This window comes from Nocardia terpenica, assembly GCF_013186535.1.
Classification (GTDB): domain Bacteria; phylum Actinomycetota; class Actinomycetes; order Mycobacteriales; family Mycobacteriaceae; genus Nocardia; species Nocardia terpenica.
The window spans coordinates 711,758-730,550 of record NZ_JABMCZ010000001.1; the positions used below are offsets into that span (position 1 = coordinate 711,758).

Sequence of the window (18,793 nt, forward strand, 5' to 3'; positions counted from 1 at the left end):
ACAAACCGCCATCCCCGCAGAAAGCATTCAACCCGAATTCTCGCCGATAAATATCGCGACGTTCGATAACCTCGTGAATCGAGACCGAATATCGGGTTTCAGGCACAGCTGTGGTGATCATCGAATTCTCCTCTATCTGTAATAATGTGAAATGAAATCGGTTATCGGAAGATTTTCTCGCGGCCGTGAATGCGGCAGCCGTCAGAATCAGGAGGTCGGGGCCTGCGTGCGCAGGGCGGGGACGCATTCACGGATCAGGGCCAGCAGCAGCTGTAGCGACGGAACTACACCGCCGGGCGCGGGGGCGTTGACCCAGGACTCCTCGGTCTCCGCGGCCGTCAGCGTTCGCGGTAACAGGACGCGGGTTCCATGTGGGATCACTGCCACGGCATGGGCGGTCAACAATTCCGTGCTCGGGGGACTGATCCGGTCTGGTCCGGGCACGACCAGGGCCACGTGGTTGCCCCAGAGCCGGTCGCAGAACTCCGGGATCTCGGCGGCGAGCAAGCCGCACACCGCGCGGCTCAACGTGCCCGGCATCATGACCGCCCCGAGCGAGGCGTCGGTCGTCAGCTTCGGAGAACCGTCATGGACAGCGACTGAGGCCAGCCCGCATCCGCGATACCACTGGCACACTTGTTCCGCGGCGTCCGCATTCGTGTCGAGGTCAATGGGCATCGGTGACCTCCACGACGTGGGCGTGGCCTCGGCTGGCGATGTAGTCGAGCACGCAGATACGAGCTACCCCCATCCCGGACAGGTGCCCGGTGAAGGTCAACACCATGTGCGCCTCGGCGCGGACGCATTCCGCGACCAAGCGGACCAGCTCCGGGGGCAGTTGGCAGCTCTGTTGTGGAGATTCATGGAAGACGCCAGCGAGTTGATGGTGGTACTCGACCGAGGCGATACGGGCCAACGCGGCGTCATACGCCTCGACCGCATCGTCCGCGATCAAATCGGTGCGCACGTAGCCGTAACACAAGGGTGGCAGCATCACCACGTCACCGCTGATCGGTGCGCGGCCACATTTGCTCGTTGGGTTCGGATCGCGAGTCCGATGAGGTTCGAACATGATCTGCTCCTTGCCGGAATATTCGGCACGCGCGGACGCGCGGAGGCCCTGGTAGTGACCGCACCGCACCGATACCGGGTGGATCACCGATTGTGTACTCAAATGTCTCGATCACCTCCCCCGATAGAACTGCCGCCCGAAAGGGCGCGGCGATCACCGCCCCACCCCGGTCCGGGTAGCCGACGTAAGTGCCGGGAGGGTGCAGGGAGCAGCGGTCTTCGTTCCCAGCGGATCTCCGGCTGCAGGGTCCACAGGTCGGCATCGCCGCGGATGGTCCCCATCCAGCCATACACATGCCACAGCGCGGGAACCACGACCACCGAAATCCGTGCTGGTGCCAACGATGCGAACAATCGCGGAAACTCGGCCTCCGACTCGACGATGTTCACGTCGACCAGCTCGGCGCCGCGATCGCCAGCCCACTCCACGATCCGACTGACCAGCAGCTCCACCGGCAATGACCGGCATGCGTCGACGCGTACTACACCCAGAACTCGCGCGGTCACCATCGTTCACACCCCGCCATACCGGGCGATTCGAGGCGTGGGCTGCTGCGGTCGGTCATCGTGCTGCCGCCGCTGATTTCCAGGCATGCCCCAGGGGTGCGCCTCTCCCAAATGCGGCGATTGATTTATGGGCACTGCGGCTGAAGCTTGCTCGCATCGCCATCACCGTCCTGCTGGTCCCAACGCTCTTCAGCGTCGGTATGGGTGTGTTAGCTGCGTCACGTTCTGTGGGTAATCTAGCTGGTATACATACCAGACGCAATACCTAGCGGTCGCCAACTCGTGAGTGGGCTACAGTGCTACCGGCGTCGTAGATACGGAGGCCCGACATGACTGACCGGAGTGCCGAGCCCGATCGCAGGGCTGATCCGAATGCCTTGCGGTTCTTGATCGGTCGCGAGCTGCGGGATGCCCGCGAGCGTGCGAAGAAGACGCAGAAGGAGGCGTCCGAAGTCCTCGACTGCACTCAGACGAAGATCACCTACCTCGAATCCGGTCGGAACCAGCAACAGCCAGCGGAGATCAAGGCGCTCCTGAACTTCTACGGAGGCTCTACCCGGATAGATCCGGTGCACGTCGAGCGGTTGGCATCACTCGCGGAGAGGGCAGACCAGTCGAGCTGGCTCGCGCCGTTCGGCGATGTCTTCCCGAACTGGTTCAAGATCTTTGTCGGGTTGGAAGGTCTGGCGAGCAGGGTCTTCACCTACAAGCAGACTCTGTTGCCGGGACAGCTACAGACGCCCGAATACGCAACGGCACTACTCGACGGAAACCTTCGCGTGGCTCCGATGGATGCTCCGCAAGTCGTCGCAGCTCGGATGGCTCGACAACGTGTTGCGGCCGAGAGGAACCCGTTGCAGTTCTGTGCGGTCATCGAGGAGTATGTGCTCGACCGGATCGTCGGCGGTCCTGAAGTCATGCGGTCGCAACTCGAGCACGTGCTGGAGTTGATGGAGCGTGACAACGTCGAACTGCATGTGATGCCGGTGAGCGTCACGGTTCACGACGGGCTCGATGGTGAGGTCATGCTTCTCGATTTCGACGCCGCGCAAAGTATCGGCTACATCGAGTACCCCGCCGGTGCCATCTACGTGCAGCAACTCGACCAGATCGCGCTCTATAAGATGGCTGCAGATCGGCTCTGTAGGGCGGCGCTCTCGGTATCGGAGTCCGCCGAGGTCATCAGGCGCCGAATCAGGAAGCTATCGGCACGTTAGGAGTATCGGTGATTACCGGCGACCGCCTGGAATGGCGGAAATCCAGCTACAGCAGCAATGGCGAGAACTGTGTCGAGGTCGCCCACTGCGAAGGTGCTGTCTTCGTACGCGATAGCAAATACGTAGGGCCCCTTGAGGATCGGCCGGTCATCGCGGTGAGCGACGTCGATTGGGAACTGTTCATCAAGAGCATCGCAGCCAGTCAGTTTGATCAACGGTAGATTCCTGGCTGGGTGAGGACGGTCGGGGCAATCTGGTTGTGGTGCCGACGGTTTCGCGCACAGCGGTGGTGCAGCCTGGATGCGGGAGTCTCTGCGGAGTGGCCGCTTAACCTCCACTGGCTGCTCGCGCACGTTTTTCTCGGCGGCGGTGGCTTGCAGGATGAGGGCCGGTGAGCTGGCTGCCGAGATAGGTTGGGGGAGTTTGAGTGTGCATCGGTGACCGGTGAAGATCTGGCCGGTCAGTCCCAGCGGACTTGCACCGACAGTGGCTTGCGGAACACGAGGCCGTGGGGTCGGGCTGGTTCGTCCAGTCGCAGGCCCGGAAGTGTGAGCAGCTTTTCCAGTGCCGCTTCGGTTTCGAGGCGGGCCAGTGGGGCGCCGAAGCAGGAGTGTGGGCCCCGTGCGAATGTGAGGTGTGTGGCGGTGTCGGAGCGGTGTATCGAGAACCGGTCCGGGTCGGTGAATATCTCGGGGTCTCGATTGGCTCCCGCGAGGGACACTCGGACCAGGTCGCCTCGGGCGATCGGGACACCGCCGAGTTCGGTGTCCGCCGTGGCGTAGCGGTCGACCACCGCAGCGGTCGGTTCCAGCCGTAGTGATTCCTCGATCGCGGCGGGTAGCAGGTTCGGTTCGGCCTGGACCAGGGTGTGTTGGTTGGGATGGTCGAGCAGGTGCACGACCGTGTTGGTGATCATGCCCTCTGTGGTGTCGATGCCGCCGAACATGAGCACTGCGGCGTTCGCCGCTACCTGTTCGGTGTCCAGGCCGTGTGCCCGGGCCGCGGCGAACAGTGCGGAGTCTGCGGCGGCTATGACGCTGTCTCGCAGTTGCTTTCGCACGTCGTTGGCGTCGGCCGGTCGGCCTGCGGTCAGGTCGGATACGGCGGCGACGAGTGTTTGGTACCAGGACCGGATCGTGGTGGCGTCCACATCCGGGAGGCCGAGGGTTTCGGCCATCACCGTGACAGCCAGCGGGCCCGCGAACTCGGCCCGCAGGTCCGCCCGCCCGTTCGGCATGATCGTGGCGAGCAGGTGTTCGGCTGTGGTGTGGACGAATTCGGTGAGTCGCTCCCGCACCAGTGGCGGTCGGAATGGGCGGGCGAACGGGTCACGGTGGCGGGCGTGTGCGGTGCCGTCCAAGCTCAGCATGTTCGGGCCGAGTAGCCGGGCCGTGGAGAACCGGGGGTCGTCGACGGTGAATGTCTCGGCGTCCCGCAATACTGTGCGGGCCAGGTGGTAGCCGGTTACGAGCCAGCCGTCGAACACGGGTAGCCAGGACACCGGTTCGCTGGTACGCAGCTCGGCGAGCAGTGGGTGCGGATCGCGTTCCAGGTCCTCGATCAGCATGCCCGCACCGATCGGGAAACAACCGAGCGTCATACACACGACGGTACGTTCCCGGGGATCGGTTTCGCCTCCACATTGTCTCGCTCCGAGTAGTGAGCGTTACACGCGCACCAAGCAAGTGCGCTCCGCCGACCCAAAAAGGATTCCCCGGTCGCTGAGATATCAGCCCTGCCGATGTCCATTTCCGGCTGGTTTGGAGGAGTCCTCCGGTGAGACACCGTCCGTACCTGCGAACCCACATCGCCGCTCACTCACCTACCCAAGCACCCTGCCCGCTGCTTGCTGGCCGACCAAGGCATCGCCGTCCAATTCCTGACACTGCTGACCCCGGGGGCTACGTGCTCACCTAGGCTGCGTCGCGATCCGTCCAACTGTGTGCGTGTTTGCCTTGGAGTTGCGCGATTGGTGTGAAGTGTCCTACATTGGCTGTGCGCCCCTTTCTCGGGGGTTTCCCGGTGATCGCTGGTAGCGGATCCGGATGTAGCGCCACAAGAGCATGAGCAGCGCGTAACGCGTGGTTGTGCTGTGGTTTCCCGACATATGACGTGATCGACGGATAGTTCGGTACGAGTGTCGGCGCGCATTCGCCATGAGCCTGCCTGGTGCAGAGCGAGCCGCGAACGGCGTCTTTCCGCCTGCGGCCTTCGCGATGCCTGCGGGTCGCCGTGGAAGTGGGTCCGCCATGCGGAGATCCGACCTTGGAAAGCGTCGTTTTCGTCGTGGGTTCATAGCCAGCACGTTGCGGGATGACGCCATGCGTGGCACCGCGCAGCCGTCCTCGCGAATTCAAGCGCTCGCCGATACTTTGCCGCCGCCGGTCCGGCAAGCCATCGCGCAAGCCCAGCAGGCGTTCGACACAGGTCCAGGCACAACTGCGCATTCGCTGCATCCGGTGTCGAGCAGAGCCGCACGGTTCACCGGCCTGAACACTGCGACATCTGGCTTGGCTGAGGATTTCACCGCGGTGTGGGTCGAGCTAGAGAGTCGGCGCACTCATGGTCGGGCGCAAACGGGAGCGCGTCGATGCTTCGCGATCATCGCGGCGGCCACTTGCGCAGCGACACTGTCGATCGCGGTCGCGCTGTCGCTTCCCAAGTCCGTCACACATTTCCCCCGCACGAGCGGACCACGGCCTAGCCACCGGCCCTCTCCGGTCGCAACCGCCGCGTCGGCATCGCCGGTCGCGGACGCCTGCCCGAAAGTGCCTGTGGTCACCGACCGCACGGTCGAGGGCACCGCTACGGGCGGATCCGACTCGGGACCCGACGCGGTGATGGCGTTCGAAACCGCGTATTACACGAAGCGCAGCGGCGCGGCGACACGCGCGGTGACCACCCCTGACGCACAAGTGCCTGCGGCGGCGGCGGTGATTCAGGCGGGCATCGGCTCCATCCCACCCGGCTCCGAGTTCTGCGTCGTAGTCAGTCCGGCCGGAACCGACGCCTGGCATGTCGATGTGACCGAGACCAGATCCACTCGACCGCCGACGCTCTACCGGCAGATGGTGACCACCGTCAGCGTGGACGGTCGGGTCCTGATCACGGGGATCTCGCAGCGATGAGCACCGAATTCGATATCGAATGCTGGGAATCCCTGCCGGTCGAGGCCAGTGACTATCCAGGGACTCCGCCGCATGCTTTGGCGCATCTGGTGCCGCGACACCCGCTGGAGGAGTCCGTTCCGGCGATCCTCGTGGTCGGCGGCTGCGGGGGAGCGGGTGCCACTACGACGGCGTTGGGTTTGGCGGCAGCGGTCGCGACCACGACGGACTACGACGCGGTCGCGGTCGATGCGACCGCGACCGGCGGCGACCTCGGGCTGCGCGGCGCGGACGAGCTGATGCGGCCGGTCTCGATGCAGTCGTGGCTGGCCGGAATCGACTCCGGCACAACCAGTGTGAGCCGAGAGGTGCTGTCGTGCTCGAGTTCGGGCGCGGGATTGCTGTGGCGCGACGAGGCGCCGCTGCCGAAGCGGACCACGGTGGCCACGGCCGCGCAGTTGTTGACGCTGTCGGGCTATTTCGGGGTCTACGACGGTGGGTACCCGGTGTCGTCACGGCATCTGCTGCCGCTGATCGCCGATGGCCGCACCTGTCTGGTCCTGACCATCCCCGCGCGGGCGGACGCGGCGAACCGGATGGGTGCGAGTCTGCAATGGCTCGACGACAACCTCGGCGGTGACGTCGTCGCCGACACGACCGTGGTGGTGTCGCACCAGAGTCCTGACACCGGACCGGTCGCCGACCGGTTACGCCGCCACCTCGCGGGCTGGGTCCGCGACGTGCTCGAAGTTCCCTTCGACCCGCATCTGACATCTGGTCTGGCGATCAGCGTCGACCAACTCACCCCCGCTACCAGTGCCGCGTACGCGCGCATCGTCGAAGGAGTCTGGCCGTGAACCGCCCGATTATCATTCTTGCGGTCTCGGTTGCCGCGATCACCGCGACGGTAGTGTCTGCGACCGGCAGCGCAGTCGCCGCACCCGCTGACGGGGCCGCTGGTGGCTCGGGATGCCCTGCCGTGGCGGGGATATTCTTGCCCGGAACGTGGGAAACCAACCCGAGCGCCGACCCGGCCCGCCCGGTCGGGATGCTCGCACCGGTCGCCACCGGCCTGCAGGCGCGATTCGGGAGCCGGTTCCTGGCCCGATTCCCCGGATACTCGGCCTCGGCGTGGGACCGTGGCCTGTCCTACGCCGACAGCGAAGCCACCGGCATCGCTGCCGCGACGCGGGAAATCACGGGAATCGCACGACGTTGCGCGGCAACGAAATTCGTGCTGTCGGGCTATTCGCAAGGCGCGGACGCGATCGGCGACGTCGCCGCCGGGATCGGTTGTCATTCCGACCCGATCCCGCCGCAGCGAGTGATCGCGGTCGGGTTGGTTGCCGACCCCAAGCAAGGCACCGCGGGCGGCAAACTAGTTGGCCCCCGTGTCACCGGCCAAGGCATTGAAGGCCCACGACCCAGCGGGTTCTGTCAACTGTCGGCGATCACCGCCGAATTGTGCGACCCGAGAGACGAATACTGCTCCACCGACGCCGCGACCAACCCGATCCTCGCCGGCCTGGGGCGAATCCTGACCGGCCACACCCCCGGACCCGCCGCCGGGCCATCGACCGGGTCCGGACCGAGCGACAGCTCCGGCACGACTGACGGCCCGGACAAGACGACCGCGCTGACCCAGTCGCTGATCTCGGACTTCACAGGCGCAGACCTACCGAGACTGGCGTCGAACATCAACACAGTTGTCTCGCAGGCACTGTCGGAACACCTCGATCCCGCCACCGTATCCTCGGCTGCGGCAGCGGTGCAGTCCACCCTGCGTCCGTTGGCGGACCTGGCACGGTGGGCAGGCGGCAACCCCTCGACCACAGCGGGTCTGGCCCAGGCACCGGCCGGTTCACCACAACGGCAGGCCGGTCAGGTACTGACCGCCGCCCAGAACAGCAACCTGAGTGCGGCACTGAACTCGGTCGCCGCCATCGCATCCGGGGCGTCCGGAACCAACAACGCCGGTCCTGGCGACTTGACGGGCGCCGCCAAGACGCTCGCGTCCTCGACTGCGGCATTGACATCGACTCCCGCGGACGCACTGTCACAGGCACAAGCAGTGTTGTCGATCCTGAAACCGTCGACGATGTTCGACCAGGTCGTGAACGTCGCGACGAACACGCTGGCCTTCGCGACCAATGTCCCGAAAATCCTGGACACCCTGCGCGAGATCGTCGGGACCGTCGGTGACGGGCATACGGACCTGGCTGCCAAGGTCCGCGCGCTGCATCAACAGTTCGGACAGCTGAACGTGCTGTGCAACCCGCTGGTGAAAATGGCGGCCGGTGTCGACTTGCATCTGGTCGCGAACCTGCTGGCACTGATCCCCGATCCCCAAGGCATCGCGCAGATCGCGTCGGCGGTCGTCGGCATCCTCGCCAACCTCGATGTCGTCGAACTCGCGCTGCAGGTCGGAGGGTTGCAGGACCAACTCTGGGGTATCGCCGAAGCCATCACCGGCGGTGGAAATCTCCTCGATGTTGGCTCCCGATTCCTCGGCCTGACCCCGACGCTGCTCGGTTTCGCCACCACCGCAGTGAACACCCTGACCGGCGCAGCGAAGACCCCCGCAGCAGCGTTGGACGCCACACCGGCCGGCGGCTCGGCACCGTCGATGGGGGGTGCGCCCGATCTGGCGAGTCTGGCCGGGGCGCTGACCAACTCGGCGTCACAGGGCCTGGCTGACCTCGGCAAGCTGGTCTCCGCCGGAATTTCGGCGGCCTCGTTCTTCGCCAGCGGCGTGCACGAGGGCTACGACCATTTCGTCGTTGACGGCTCCGGCCGCAGCGCCATCACCTGGCTCACCGACTGGTTCGCCAGCCGCATCCAACAAGTCGGGGCCGTGTGATGGACGAATATGGTGTAGGTTCTCATCTTTCTTGGCGTCTTCTCATTGATTTGGCGTTGATGTGGCGAGTGCGCCAGATCGGTGAGAATTGCCTGCGGCGTGTCTGCGACTGGTCCGTTCTCGACGGCGGAATGGTTGGCGGCATGATTGAAAACATTTGTGTACCAACTGGTTTCGCTGATTTCGGTTCTGCCGACGTGCGGGTCCGCTATCGGGGCAATGATGGCCGGTTCGCGGATACGACCTTGCGGCAGTTGCCGATCGGGGACGTGCTGGATGGTTTGCCGGTGCGGGAGTTCCGTTCCTACAAGGGGCGTCTGCATTATTCGGGCTGGTATTGGTCGTCCACGACCGGCGCGCACCTGGTGTACGAGAGCCGCCTGGAGCTGGCGAGATTGCTTGTGGCCGACCATGACCCGTCGGTGGTGGCGATAGCGGCGCAGCCGTTCCTGCTGGAAGGACCCGACGGTGAGCGGGTGCGGCGGCATGTGCCGGATCTGCTGCTGGCTCACGCCGATGGCGCCGTGACGGTGGTCGATGTGAAAGCGCCCTCGCGGGCGGGTGATCCGGCGGTGGCAGCGCAGTTCGCATGGACCGAGAAGTTGTGCGGTCTACGGGGATTCGGTTTCCAGGTGTGGACCGGCGCGGACCCAGTCGTGTTGGAGAATCTGCGGTTCCTGGCCGGATATCGCCGGCCGATGACGGTGCGCGCGGACTTGGCGGCGGCGGTGTTGCAGACAGCGGTGGCGCCGGTGAGCCTGGCTGCGCTGGAGCGTGGGCTGGCTGGGACGGCGAGCCCGTCGCTGATCCGGCCGGTGGTGTTGGGGCTGCTGTGGCAGTCGCGCCTGCGCGCGGATCTGGCGCGCCGCCTCGGCGGCGACACGGTGGTGGCGGCATGAATACACGCACGGTCCAGGTCGCGGTGGGTGTGGTGTTGCTGTTCGACGGTGAGACGGTGCGGATCGTCGAGTTCGACGGACGCCGGGTCACGCTGCGCCACAGCGATGATCGGTTCACGACGGTCACGGTGGCTGAGTTCGTTTCTCGTGCATGCGGTCTCGACGCGGGCGGCGATGGCTTCGAAGATGCCGGACTGATTCTGGCCGGGCTGTCGGCGTCCGAGCGGGAGCTGGTAGCCGAGCGGGCCGGGCACGTGCGGGAAGTGTTGACCGGTTACCGGGCCGGTCACGCCGAGGCCGCCGCGGACGGTGAGCCCAGATCCGAGTACGGCGTGGGTGTGGCGCTGGCGGATCGCTACCGGGCCAAGGCCGGTGAACTGGGCATCGGCGTGCGCACGATCCAGCGGTGGGCGGCGGCCTACCGCCGCGCCGGGGAGGCCGGACTGGTCGACGACCGGTCCCGCAAGGGGCGGTGGACGGCGGTGGATCCCCGCTGGGACGCGGCGGTGCGTGCGGAATTCGCTGCGGGCGTGGATAAGTCGACACCGTCGCGGGCGGCGCTGTTGATGCGCGTGGCGCAGCGGCTCGAGCGCGAGCACGGGGCGGGCGTGGTGGCGGTGCCCTCGCAGGCGACGGCGTATCGGCGCCTCGAGCTGTTGGCCAAGGGCACCAACGCGGTCTCGGGATCGGCGAGCGGACGCCGCTCGATCGCGGAGCGCCCGGCGGGGGTTTACGGGCGGCTGCGGGCGATGCGGCCGGGCGAGTATGTCGTGCTCGATACCCAGGATTTGGACGTGTTCGCGATGGAACCGGTGACCTGCCGGTGGCTGCGGGCCCAGTTGACCGTCGCCCAAGACCTGTTCGACCGCCAGATTCTGGGGTTGAAGGTCACGCCGGTGTCGACCAAGGCGGTCGATGTCGCGGGCGTGTTGTTCGAGGCGGTCACCGGCCACGGCTCGGGGCGTCCGGCGTTGGGGCCCGCGCACGGGCTGCCGGATCGCCTGGTGTTCACCGAATCCGGTGAATCCGACGGCGAGATCTGGTGCCCGCCAGAGACGTTGGTGATCGATCACGGCCAAGCGTTTGTGTCGACGCATGTGATCGGGGTCTGCGCTCGGCTGGGCATCTCGATCCAGCCCGCGCAACCACGCAAACCCACCGACAAACCCACCGTCGAACGATTTTTCCGATCCCTGCGCGAGGGCCTGATCCAGCACCTGCCCGCCTACAAGGGCCCGGACCTGCACAGCCGCGGCGCCGGTCTGCCGGAGCAGGCGTTTTTGTTCCTGCACGAACTCGAAGACATCATCCGCGACTGGATCACCACGGTCTATCACAGGACACCCCATGACGGTCTGGTAGTGCCGGACTGGCCGCGAGTGGCGTTGTCGCCCAACGACATGTTCGCCGTCGGCCTGGCCAAGGCCGGAGTGCTGCGCATCCCGGCGGCACCGGAACTGGTGTTGGAGTTCCTGCGAGTGGCGTGGCGCACGATCCAGCACTACGGCGTCGAGATCGATGGCCGCCGCTACAACGGGGCCGCGCTGGATCTCTACCGCAACCGGCGCAGCGACTACGGCGGCATCGCCGCCGGCAAGTGGCCGGTGCGGGTCAACGATGACGACGTGCGAGTTGTCTATTTCCAGGACCCCGCCGACGCGAGCTGGCATCGCCTGGACTGGGAACACGCCCCCATGCTGGACACCCCGTTCTCGGCCGAAGCCGCCCGCTACGCCCGAGACCTCGCCACCGCCACCGACCGATTCGCCGACCCGGTGCAGGCATTGGCGCAGGTGCTGAGTCGCTGGAGCACCGGGGAGGTGATCGATCGACGCGAGCGACGCATGGCCGCGCGATTGTCGGCCGAACGCAGCGGGATCCAAGCGCTCGCCGAGCTCACCGCAGCCGAGCCTGCCCCCGCCGTCACGACGGCGGAACCGGTCACGCAGATCCACGGTGACGACGACACCGAGGACGAGGTGTTCGACGACCCCGAACTCGACGGCGGCGACGTCGCCGACGGCTTCTGGGACGACGCATTGGAGGTGCTGCCATGAATACTGCCTACAGCCTCTCACGCAAACAAGGGTGGCGCCGCTTCGTCGACACCCGCGCCCGGACCCGCCCCGAGGCCATGACCCCGAAAGCATTGGCGGCGTTGGGCTGCGACGCGATCGCGGACTACAACGACACCCGCTGCGATTGGCACGCGAATTTCGGCACCATCGCCACACCCCAGCTGATCACGGTCCGCGACGAACTGGACGTGATCGTGGCGTCGAATCGCCAAGACCCCGACCGGGTTCGCGGCGCGGCCGTGATCGACGGCTATCCCGGACTGGGCAAGACCACGATCGTGAACCTGTTCGGCCGGGATTTCCACCGAGCCGCGCTACGCCGCCGCGGTGAGCTCACCGACGAAGGCCACGAACACATTCCGGTATTCCGGGTCGGGCTGACCTCGAACACCACACTGCGCACGTTGAACAAGATGATCTGCCAGTTCTACGGTCATCCCGCAGCCGAACGCGCCAGCGCCGCGCAGCTGGCCAGCTACGCCACCGATTGCGTGCTCTCCTGCGACACCCGCGTCGGCATCATCGACGACATCCATTTCATCCGTCACGATTCCCGCGACGGTCTGGCGGTCAGCAACCACCTGAAATGGCTGGCGAATGAGCTGCCGGTCACCTTCATCTATGCCGGGGTCGGGCTGGGCGAGCGGCGGTTCTTCGAGGAAGGACTCACCGGCGCGCAGGCCGCCCTCGCCCAGAGCGGGCGCCGCTGGACCCGGCTGACGGTGGAACCCTTCGACCACGACGAGCACTGGCACGCCCTGATCAAGGCCGTCGACCGCCAGGTCGTGTTGACCCGGCGGCGTCCCGGCCAGCTCAGCCGCCACATGGATTATCTATTCGCCCGCACCGGTGGGCATATCGGATCACTGATGACTCTGATCAACCGAGGCTGCTTCAAAGCGATCCGCACCGGCACCGAATCCCTGACCCGGGAACTGCTGGACACCGTCCGCATCGATGAGACAGCCGAAAAGGCCGCACGCACAATCCGAACGGACACCCCGAAGGTGGTGACGCGATGAACGACATCGCCATCACCACACTGCCGTTGCGGGTCGACATTATCGACGGCGAAGCCGTGGACTCCTGGATCGAGGCATTGGCCCGCCGCAACGGCACCTCGCCGCAGGTGCTGCTGCAAGCACTCGGCGCCGGTTACGACCTGCGCCGCACCCGGCACCTGCTGAACACAACGACCGACCCTACAATCCTGCGGCACCTGGAACACATGGCCGGGCTGCCCGCTGACCGGCTCGACGCCGCCACGGGCCGCGACCGGTCCTGGGCGACACACAATTTCGCCTCCGGTCGTTCCCGGTTCTGCCCCCAATGCCTGAGCGCCAGCAACGGCCGCTGGCCGCTGAGCTGGCGATCACGATGGCAACTCGCCTGCCCCCAACACCACGCGCTGCTGCTCGACACCTGCCCGGCCTGCGCCGACACGCCACGGAGTCTGTTCGCTGGCGGGCGTGACCCCGTCCCCGCCTCGACCTGCACCCACATCGTCGCGCCACCACGCGGGCGCTGCGGCACCGACCTGTCGGCCGCGCACTGGCGAGCCGCACCCAAACCCGTTCTCGACAACCAACACTGGGTCCAGCAACTCATCGCCGCCCCAGCAGCACAGACCCGCGATCCAGCGCTCTCCGGAGCCGACCTGCTGCCGGTCATTTCCTGGCTGCTGGCCAGCGACCTGGACGGCGCGCTCGCCGACGCGCAGACGATCAACCCCGACCGCAGCGCCACCACCTACCACAGCGACGGCACACCGACCTACCTCGACACCGCACTGACCGCCGCGCTGCTGGCGCGAGCGAGGACCCTCCTCGACAACCCGGACCAGCCCGCTATCACACTCATTCGCACGATCTGGGCGAACAACCCACGCCCACAACGATTCCCGCCAGCCGGGATCGACTTCCGGCGCTGGCAGCCGATGAACGGCAGGTTCCCCAGCAGATTCGTCCGAGCCATGGACCCCGACCTGGGTGCGATGACCCGGCTGCGGCTCAAAAGCCCCATCACCTCGGCGACCCACACCGCCCACGACACCACACCCCGGCTGCATGCGATACCGCAAATGCTGTGGCCGGACTGGACCTCACGACTGCTACCAGCCTCGAGACTCAACGCCGAACGGTTCCGTGCTGCGCTGAGCATTCTGCTACTCCTGCCCGGCAGCCACCCCACCGGCGACTACACGACGCTACTGAACCCGAGAATCTCCGCAGGCAACCTCACCAAGGTGCTGCAAGGCATGGCGAAACTACCCACCGGATCCGCCGTCACCGACGTGATCACCCTGCTCTGCCGCATCGCCGACCACCTCGACACCACCGGCTCACCGATCGACTACCAACGCCGCCGCGAACTCCTCCCGGCCAAAACGATCACCTGGCAGCAATGGCGCGACGTGGCCTGCGCGGCCGGAGCCCACCCAGGCGACCCGACCAGAGGCCGTCTGCGGTTCGCGCAACGTCACCCCCACCAGCTGCTCGCCGGCGCGGATTTGGCCGACCAACGACACCCACTCACCTTTCGAGACGCCACCGACCGCACCAGCTACATCACCTTCCTGGCCAACCTCACCCCGCAGCTGCGCTGCGAGCTGCACCGATACGGGCAGCAACTGCTCGTGAAGCTGGGCATCAACGAACCCCTCACCTGGTCACCACCCACCGCACTCGCCGCGGGCCTCGCGCTACCCGGCATCGATCCCGCCGATCTCGACACCGATCAAATCCGACGCCTCGTCTTCGACGAACACCGCTGCCTCGGCGACGTCGCCGAGGCCCTCGGCCTCCACATCGACCACGTCCGGCTGGCGATGGAGGGCTTGGACCGGCCTCACCTGCAACAAAAGAGCGCCTCACCCGCCGCCTGGCACCGCGACCGTGACGCCGCCAGGGTCTTGACCCGTGAGTACTTCGAACGCGAATACCTCCGCGGCGGACGCAACCTCGGCGATATCGCCACCGAAACCGGATTCGGTGCACGGCGTGTCAGCCGCGTCGCCAAACAGCTCGGCATCCCCCTGCGCAAAGCCGCCGACGCGTTCCCGCTCAACCCGCAATGGCTGCGTGAACAGTACTGCGACCGGCTGCGCACCAGCGCCGACATCGCTACCGAACTCGGCACCGACCAGCAGACCATCAACTACGCGCTGCACCGGTTCGCCATCCCCACCCGCCCCCAAGGCACCTACAGCCGCACCGAATACCTGCGCACCCTCGACCACACCGTGCCCGCACGCGTCCGAACCGCGGTCGAAGGTCAACTCGGCGGCTGGCTTCGCCTGCACCGCTTCCAGATCGCCATGGCGTTCCCCAACCTCGCCACTGCCATGGCCTACCTCGGCACACACACAGCACTGCTCGCGCAGTTCCAGCGACTCGAACAGCAGATAGGCGGCCCCCTGTTCCAGCGCGCCGACCGACGCACACCCCAACACCCCACCACGCTGGGGCAAGCGCTGCTGGCCGACCTCGACACCGACAACGTTCAACAGCTGATGCTCCAAGCATTGGGCACCAAGGCCATGCCTATGCCAACTCCCGCAGCCATCGAAGCAGTCCGAGCGGACGCATCCTCACCAACACCGGCCCGGCAACCCCGACACCCCGACAACCACACCCCACGAAGGTATTCCGCCGCCGACACCGCGAAACAACTTGCCGCACAGCAACGCAAACGCGACTACGAACAGATCTTCGCCGACCTCGCCATACGTCCAATACGCATCGCGGCCGAAAGCACGCTGGTAATCCTCAACGACCTGCTCCACGCCCCCGGCGAGCAGTCCTACGGTCTCGCGGTGCTGCACCGCACCGGACTCACCGAGGGCACCGTCTACCAGGCCCTCGAACGCCTCCACAAGGCCGGATGGCTCACCAGCCAGCTTGAGGACGAGGCCACCTACCGCGCCCGATGCGCCGCACGACGGCCCAACCCCACCCGTCGCCGCACCTACTACCGATTCACTCCCGACGGCCGCACAGCAGCCCAACGAGCCCTCACCAACAACCAAATACGAGAAAACGCCAGAAAGGTGAGAACACACCAACGCCAAACCGTTGAGAAGCAACCAGATTCGAGCCGGTCATGACGAATCAAAATTGCCAACTACGACGGGAACCTACATATGGGACAGCGCTGTCCGGCGGCAAGCCGTTGGCAGTCGTCGGCCTGATCGGCTTGGCGGTCCTGATGCTGATCATCGGCATCGGCGGGCGACGCCACAACGACCCGAACTGTCTGCCCGGCATGCCCAGGGGCGACGCTCGCGAAGCCGCGATGGGTCTGCTCGGCCCAACCGGGTACGGCAGCGGCTGCGGGCCTTCGCCCGCGGCAGCCGCGCTGGCGCCCGGGTCGGTTCCGCCGGCGTTCGAGCCGTGGATCGAACGCGCCGCCACGCTGTGTCCGGAAGTGACCGCGCCGCTGTTGGCCGCGCAGCTGAAACAGGAATCAGGGTTCAACCCCGACGCGCAAAGTCCGGCCGGAGCGGTCGGTCCCGCGCAGTTCATGCCCGCGACTTGGGCCGCGCACGCCGTCGACGCGGACGGCACCGGCCGCAAGGACCCACACAGCATCCCGGACGCGGTCATGACCCAGGGCACCTACGACTGCGAACTCGCCAAGATCGCGAAAGCTGGGGTGGCACAAGGCAAGCTGCACGGCGACCTCACCAAACTGTGGCTGTCGATGTACAACTGCGGGCCCGAGGAGACTCTGCGCGAGGGTCAGGTCTGCCAGAACAGCCAAACGCTGAATTACGTACGTGCGATCCCCGCTGCCGCCCATGCGTACGCGTTCGGTGCCGCCGTGGTCGCCGAAGCGCTGCGCTGGCGCGGCACCCCCTACGTCTGGGGCGGCGGCGGAGCTGACGGGCCGACCGCACCTCACGGCGGGACAGCCGGATTCGACTGCTCCAGTCTGGCCATGCGCGCGATCGCTGTGGCATCGGGCGGGCAGATTATCTTGCCGCGCACCAGCCAGCAACAGGTCCATGACTCCCGCGGAACACCGGAGCCGCTGTCGGCGGTCCAGCCCGGCGACCTCGTGTTCCTGCCGGGGGACGCGCCCGAACACGTGACTGTCTACATCGGCGACGGAAACGTCGTGCACGCCCCCCAACCGGGCGATGTCGTGAAGATCTCGCCTGTCGCATTCCTGGGACCCAATGCCTCAGTCAGGAGGTTCGGATGAACAACGACCAACCCCAACCGTCGCAACCCGACACCACGATCGGTGAACAACAAAGCAGTCCAACCGAATACGACGCCGAAGCAGTCGTCGATCTGCGCCGCCAGCGGCTGCGGCCCACTGTCGCTGCGAGCGAGCCGGACGAACACGACGCCGACTGCGATGACGTCGGCCAACCAGTCGACGCGGACGCTACCGAGGTCGCGGACCCGTACGGGGTGGGCGAACACAATCTGCGACCTGCCCACCCCGACAGCGCACACGCGAGAACCGGCGGGCAGGCAAGCCCGGCGGTGCTGAAACACGCCGACGGAGTCGAAATGGACCCCGCCGAATGGGGTTGGCGCGGACGGTTGAACGCACTGAGAGTCACGCGTCTGCGCCCCGTCCAGGGCGGCGGCGAAGTGGCATTTCGCCGAGCGATCGAACACATCCGTCAACCTCTGCCCGGTACCCCGGTGATCATGGTCGCCAACCCCAAAGGCGGCACCGGCGTGACACCGGCAACCCTGATACTGGCCAACGTATTCGGGCTGTATCGCGGCGGCGGAGTCGTGGCCTGGGACAACAACGAGGCCCGCGGCACCTTGGCCGCGCGCGCCGCCACGACCCTTGACACCGATCCGACGGTGTCCGACGTATTGGCGAATGCCCGCGCACTGTGCTCGGCCAACGCCGACGCGGCGAGTCTGGCGAGGCTTCTGCGATTGCAGCCGACGCTCGACGAAGTGCTGGCCTCCGACCAGGCCGGCGACCTGGTACAGCTGATCGGCCGCAACGAATGCGCCGCGATAATGGCGGTGTTGCGGCGGCATCGATCGATGGTGCTGATCGACACCGGCGACAACGACCGCGCCGAGTCCTTCGGGTGGTCGATCGAGAACGCCACCCAGTTGGTCGTGCCGCTGGTGTGCCGACGCGACGCCACCTACATGGCGTTGCGAATGCTCGAGACCATCGCCGCCCGCGGGCGCCGCGACCTGGCGACCGGCGCGGTAGTCGCCCTGGCAGAGGGCACCGCCACCGACCCGGCCGCGCGTGACGCGGTCCTCGGGGCGCTCGACCACGCCGGAATCACCCAAATCCTGCCGGTGCCACTGGATCCGGTACTCGCCGGCGGCGACCGCATCGTATGGAGCCGCCTGTCGGCAGTGACCACCCGGGCATGGACACATGTCGCCGCAGCAGTCGCCGACGGGCTGGCCGAAGCCCTCTCACGCAGCGGCGCGCCGCTGGAGGCCGCGTACCTGCCCGAAACCTACAGCACGCCAACCCAATCCTGCGACATGCCCCACTGCGGCCGGTGCCGGACACCGGGGAACTTGAGCGACTGCCCGCGCGCAGGCGTCGCGCTGCCCCGCGACCGACGCCCCTACAGCCGGCGGCGGTGACCGACATGGCCACGCCACACCAAACCCATCGACCCCACGGGAGGCCCACCATGAAACCCGTCACCTGCCTGCGCTGGATGTGCGCGCTGACGCGCCGGGCCGCGTGCGCGGCACTGACAGCCGGAATGTGGCTGCTGCTCGATGCCGCATCGGCATCAGCCGCGATCCCCAATCCCCTTGGTGGCGTGGCACCGGACTTCGGCCTGTTCGGCGACGCGATGAACTCCACCTGGAAACGGATCGTCGCGTTCATCTGGGCGCTGATCCTGGTCGGCTGTGTCGTGCGCGTCATCGTCGGCGCCTTCAAAGTCCGCCGGGCCAAATCCCGCGGCTACACCAACGACCTGGCCGAAGGCTCGGAGGAGCTCCAAGACGCCCTCATCGCGCTGGGCCTGGTCGCGTTGGCATCGCCGTTGATCGGCACCGTCCTGTTCGTCGTCGGCGGCTGACCCCGCCCCGCC

16 protein-coding genes are annotated in these 18,793 nt (G+C 66.5%); 12 read left to right on the forward strand and 4 right to left on the reverse strand.

Going from position 1 to position 18,793, the window contains the following annotated elements:
- Nucleotides 1-207: 207 nt before the first annotated feature.
- The 3 genes from HPY32_RS03175 to HPY32_RS03185 form a co-directional block, all read right to left on the reverse strand.
- Nucleotides 208-678 carry a hypothetical protein gene (locus HPY32_RS03175; protein WP_067583062.1) on the reverse strand — a complete coding sequence of 157 codons (471 nt, stop codon included), beginning with the start codon at nucleotides 676-678 and terminating at the stop codon, nucleotides 208-210.
- Nucleotides 668-1,072, reverse strand: coding sequence for a hypothetical protein (locus tag HPY32_RS03180; RefSeq protein WP_156674206.1), 405 nt, complete (start codon nucleotides 1,070-1,072; stop codon nucleotides 668-670). The genes HPY32_RS03175 and HPY32_RS03180 overlap by 11 nt, the downstream gene beginning before the upstream one ends.
- 98 nt (nucleotides 1,073-1,170) lie before the next feature.
- The gene (locus tag HPY32_RS03185) at nucleotides 1,171-1,581 is read right to left on the reverse strand and encodes a hypothetical protein (RefSeq protein ID WP_156674207.1); all 411 of its coding nucleotides are present in this window, start codon (nucleotides 1,579-1,581) and stop codon (nucleotides 1,171-1,173) included.
- 326 nt (nucleotides 1,582-1,907) lie between these two features.
- On the opposite strand from HPY32_RS03185, the gene HPY32_RS03190 reads away from it, so the two are divergent.
- Together HPY32_RS03190 and HPY32_RS03195 are read left to right on the forward strand one after the other, a co-directional pair.
- Nucleotides 1,908-2,795 (forward strand): helix-turn-helix domain-containing protein, encoded by an 888-nt coding sequence (locus tag HPY32_RS03190; RefSeq protein ID WP_067583068.1) that lies wholly within the window; start codon nucleotides 1,908-1,910, stop codon nucleotides 2,793-2,795.
- 8 nt (nucleotides 2,796-2,803) lie between these two features.
- Nucleotides 2,804-3,016 (forward strand): DUF397 domain-containing protein, encoded by a 213-nt coding sequence (locus tag HPY32_RS03195; protein WP_082870949.1) that lies wholly within the window; start codon nucleotides 2,804-2,806, stop codon nucleotides 3,014-3,016.
- A 239-nt stretch (nucleotides 3,017-3,255) separates the two neighbouring features.
- Here HPY32_RS03195 and HPY32_RS03200 read toward each other — a convergent pair whose 3' ends face one another.
- Nucleotides 3,256-4,395 carry a cytochrome P450 gene (locus HPY32_RS03200; protein WP_067583071.1) on the reverse strand — a complete coding sequence of 380 codons (1,140 nt, stop codon included), beginning with the start codon at nucleotides 4,393-4,395 and terminating at the stop codon, nucleotides 3,256-3,258.
- Between the two features lie 721 nt (nucleotides 4,396-5,116).
- Here HPY32_RS03200 and HPY32_RS03205 point away from each other — a divergent pair.
- The 10 genes from HPY32_RS03205 to HPY32_RS03250 all read left to right on the forward strand — a co-directional run bounded on the left by HPY32_RS03205 (nucleotide 5,117) and on the right by HPY32_RS03250 (nucleotide 18,781).
- A complete protein-coding gene (locus HPY32_RS03205; RefSeq protein ID WP_156674208.1) occupies nucleotides 5,117-5,923 on the forward strand; it encodes a DUF8176 domain-containing protein in 807 nt (268 codons plus the stop codon).
- A complete protein-coding gene (locus HPY32_RS03210) occupies nucleotides 5,920-6,759 on the forward strand; it encodes a hypothetical protein (RefSeq protein ID WP_067583077.1) in 840 nt (279 codons plus the stop codon). The genes HPY32_RS03205 and HPY32_RS03210 overlap by 4 nt, the downstream gene beginning before the upstream one ends.
- 137 nt (nucleotides 6,760-6,896) lie before the next feature.
- Nucleotides 6,897-8,762: a cutinase family protein gene (locus tag HPY32_RS03215; RefSeq protein WP_156674209.1), complete on the forward strand. Its 1,866-nt coding sequence runs from the start codon at nucleotides 6,897-6,899 to the stop codon at nucleotides 8,760-8,762.
- Nucleotides 8,762-9,661: a TnsA-like heteromeric transposase endonuclease subunit gene (locus HPY32_RS03220; protein ID WP_231951480.1), complete on the forward strand. Its 900-nt coding sequence runs from the start codon at nucleotides 8,762-8,764 to the stop codon at nucleotides 9,659-9,661. The genes HPY32_RS03215 and HPY32_RS03220 overlap by 1 nt, the downstream gene beginning before the upstream one ends.
- Nucleotides 9,658-11,718, forward strand: a complete 2,061-nt coding sequence (locus HPY32_RS03225) for a TnsB C-terminal domain-containing protein (RefSeq protein ID WP_067583083.1) — start codon at nucleotides 9,658-9,660, stop codon at nucleotides 11,716-11,718. The genes HPY32_RS03220 and HPY32_RS03225 overlap by 4 nt, the downstream gene beginning before the upstream one ends.
- The gene (locus tag HPY32_RS03230; protein WP_067583086.1) at nucleotides 11,715-12,761 is read left to right on the forward strand and encodes an AAA family ATPase; all 1,047 of its coding nucleotides are present in this window, start codon (nucleotides 11,715-11,717) and stop codon (nucleotides 12,759-12,761) included. The genes HPY32_RS03225 and HPY32_RS03230 overlap by 4 nt, the downstream gene beginning before the upstream one ends.
- Nucleotides 12,758-15,844 (forward strand): TniQ family protein, encoded by a 3,087-nt coding sequence (locus HPY32_RS03235; RefSeq protein ID WP_067583091.1) that lies wholly within the window; start codon nucleotides 12,758-12,760, stop codon nucleotides 15,842-15,844. Before HPY32_RS03230 ends, HPY32_RS03235 begins: the two co-directional genes overlap by 4 nt.
- A gap of 65 nt (nucleotides 15,845-15,909) precedes the next feature.
- Entirely contained in the window at nucleotides 15,910-16,944 is a 1,035-nt protein-coding gene (locus tag HPY32_RS03240; RefSeq protein WP_067583095.1) for a C40 family peptidase, read from the forward strand.
- On the forward strand, nucleotides 16,941-18,332 hold the full coding sequence (locus HPY32_RS03245; protein ID WP_067583100.1) for a P-loop NTPase family protein: 1,392 nt from the start codon (nucleotides 16,941-16,943) through the stop codon (nucleotides 18,330-18,332). Before HPY32_RS03240 ends, HPY32_RS03245 begins: the two co-directional genes overlap by 4 nt.
- The gene (locus HPY32_RS03250; RefSeq protein WP_156674210.1) at nucleotides 18,329-18,781 is read left to right on the forward strand and encodes a hypothetical protein; all 453 of its coding nucleotides are present in this window, start codon (nucleotides 18,329-18,331) and stop codon (nucleotides 18,779-18,781) included. The genes HPY32_RS03245 and HPY32_RS03250 overlap by 4 nt, the downstream gene beginning before the upstream one ends.
- Nucleotides 18,782-18,793: the final 12 nt, after the last annotated feature.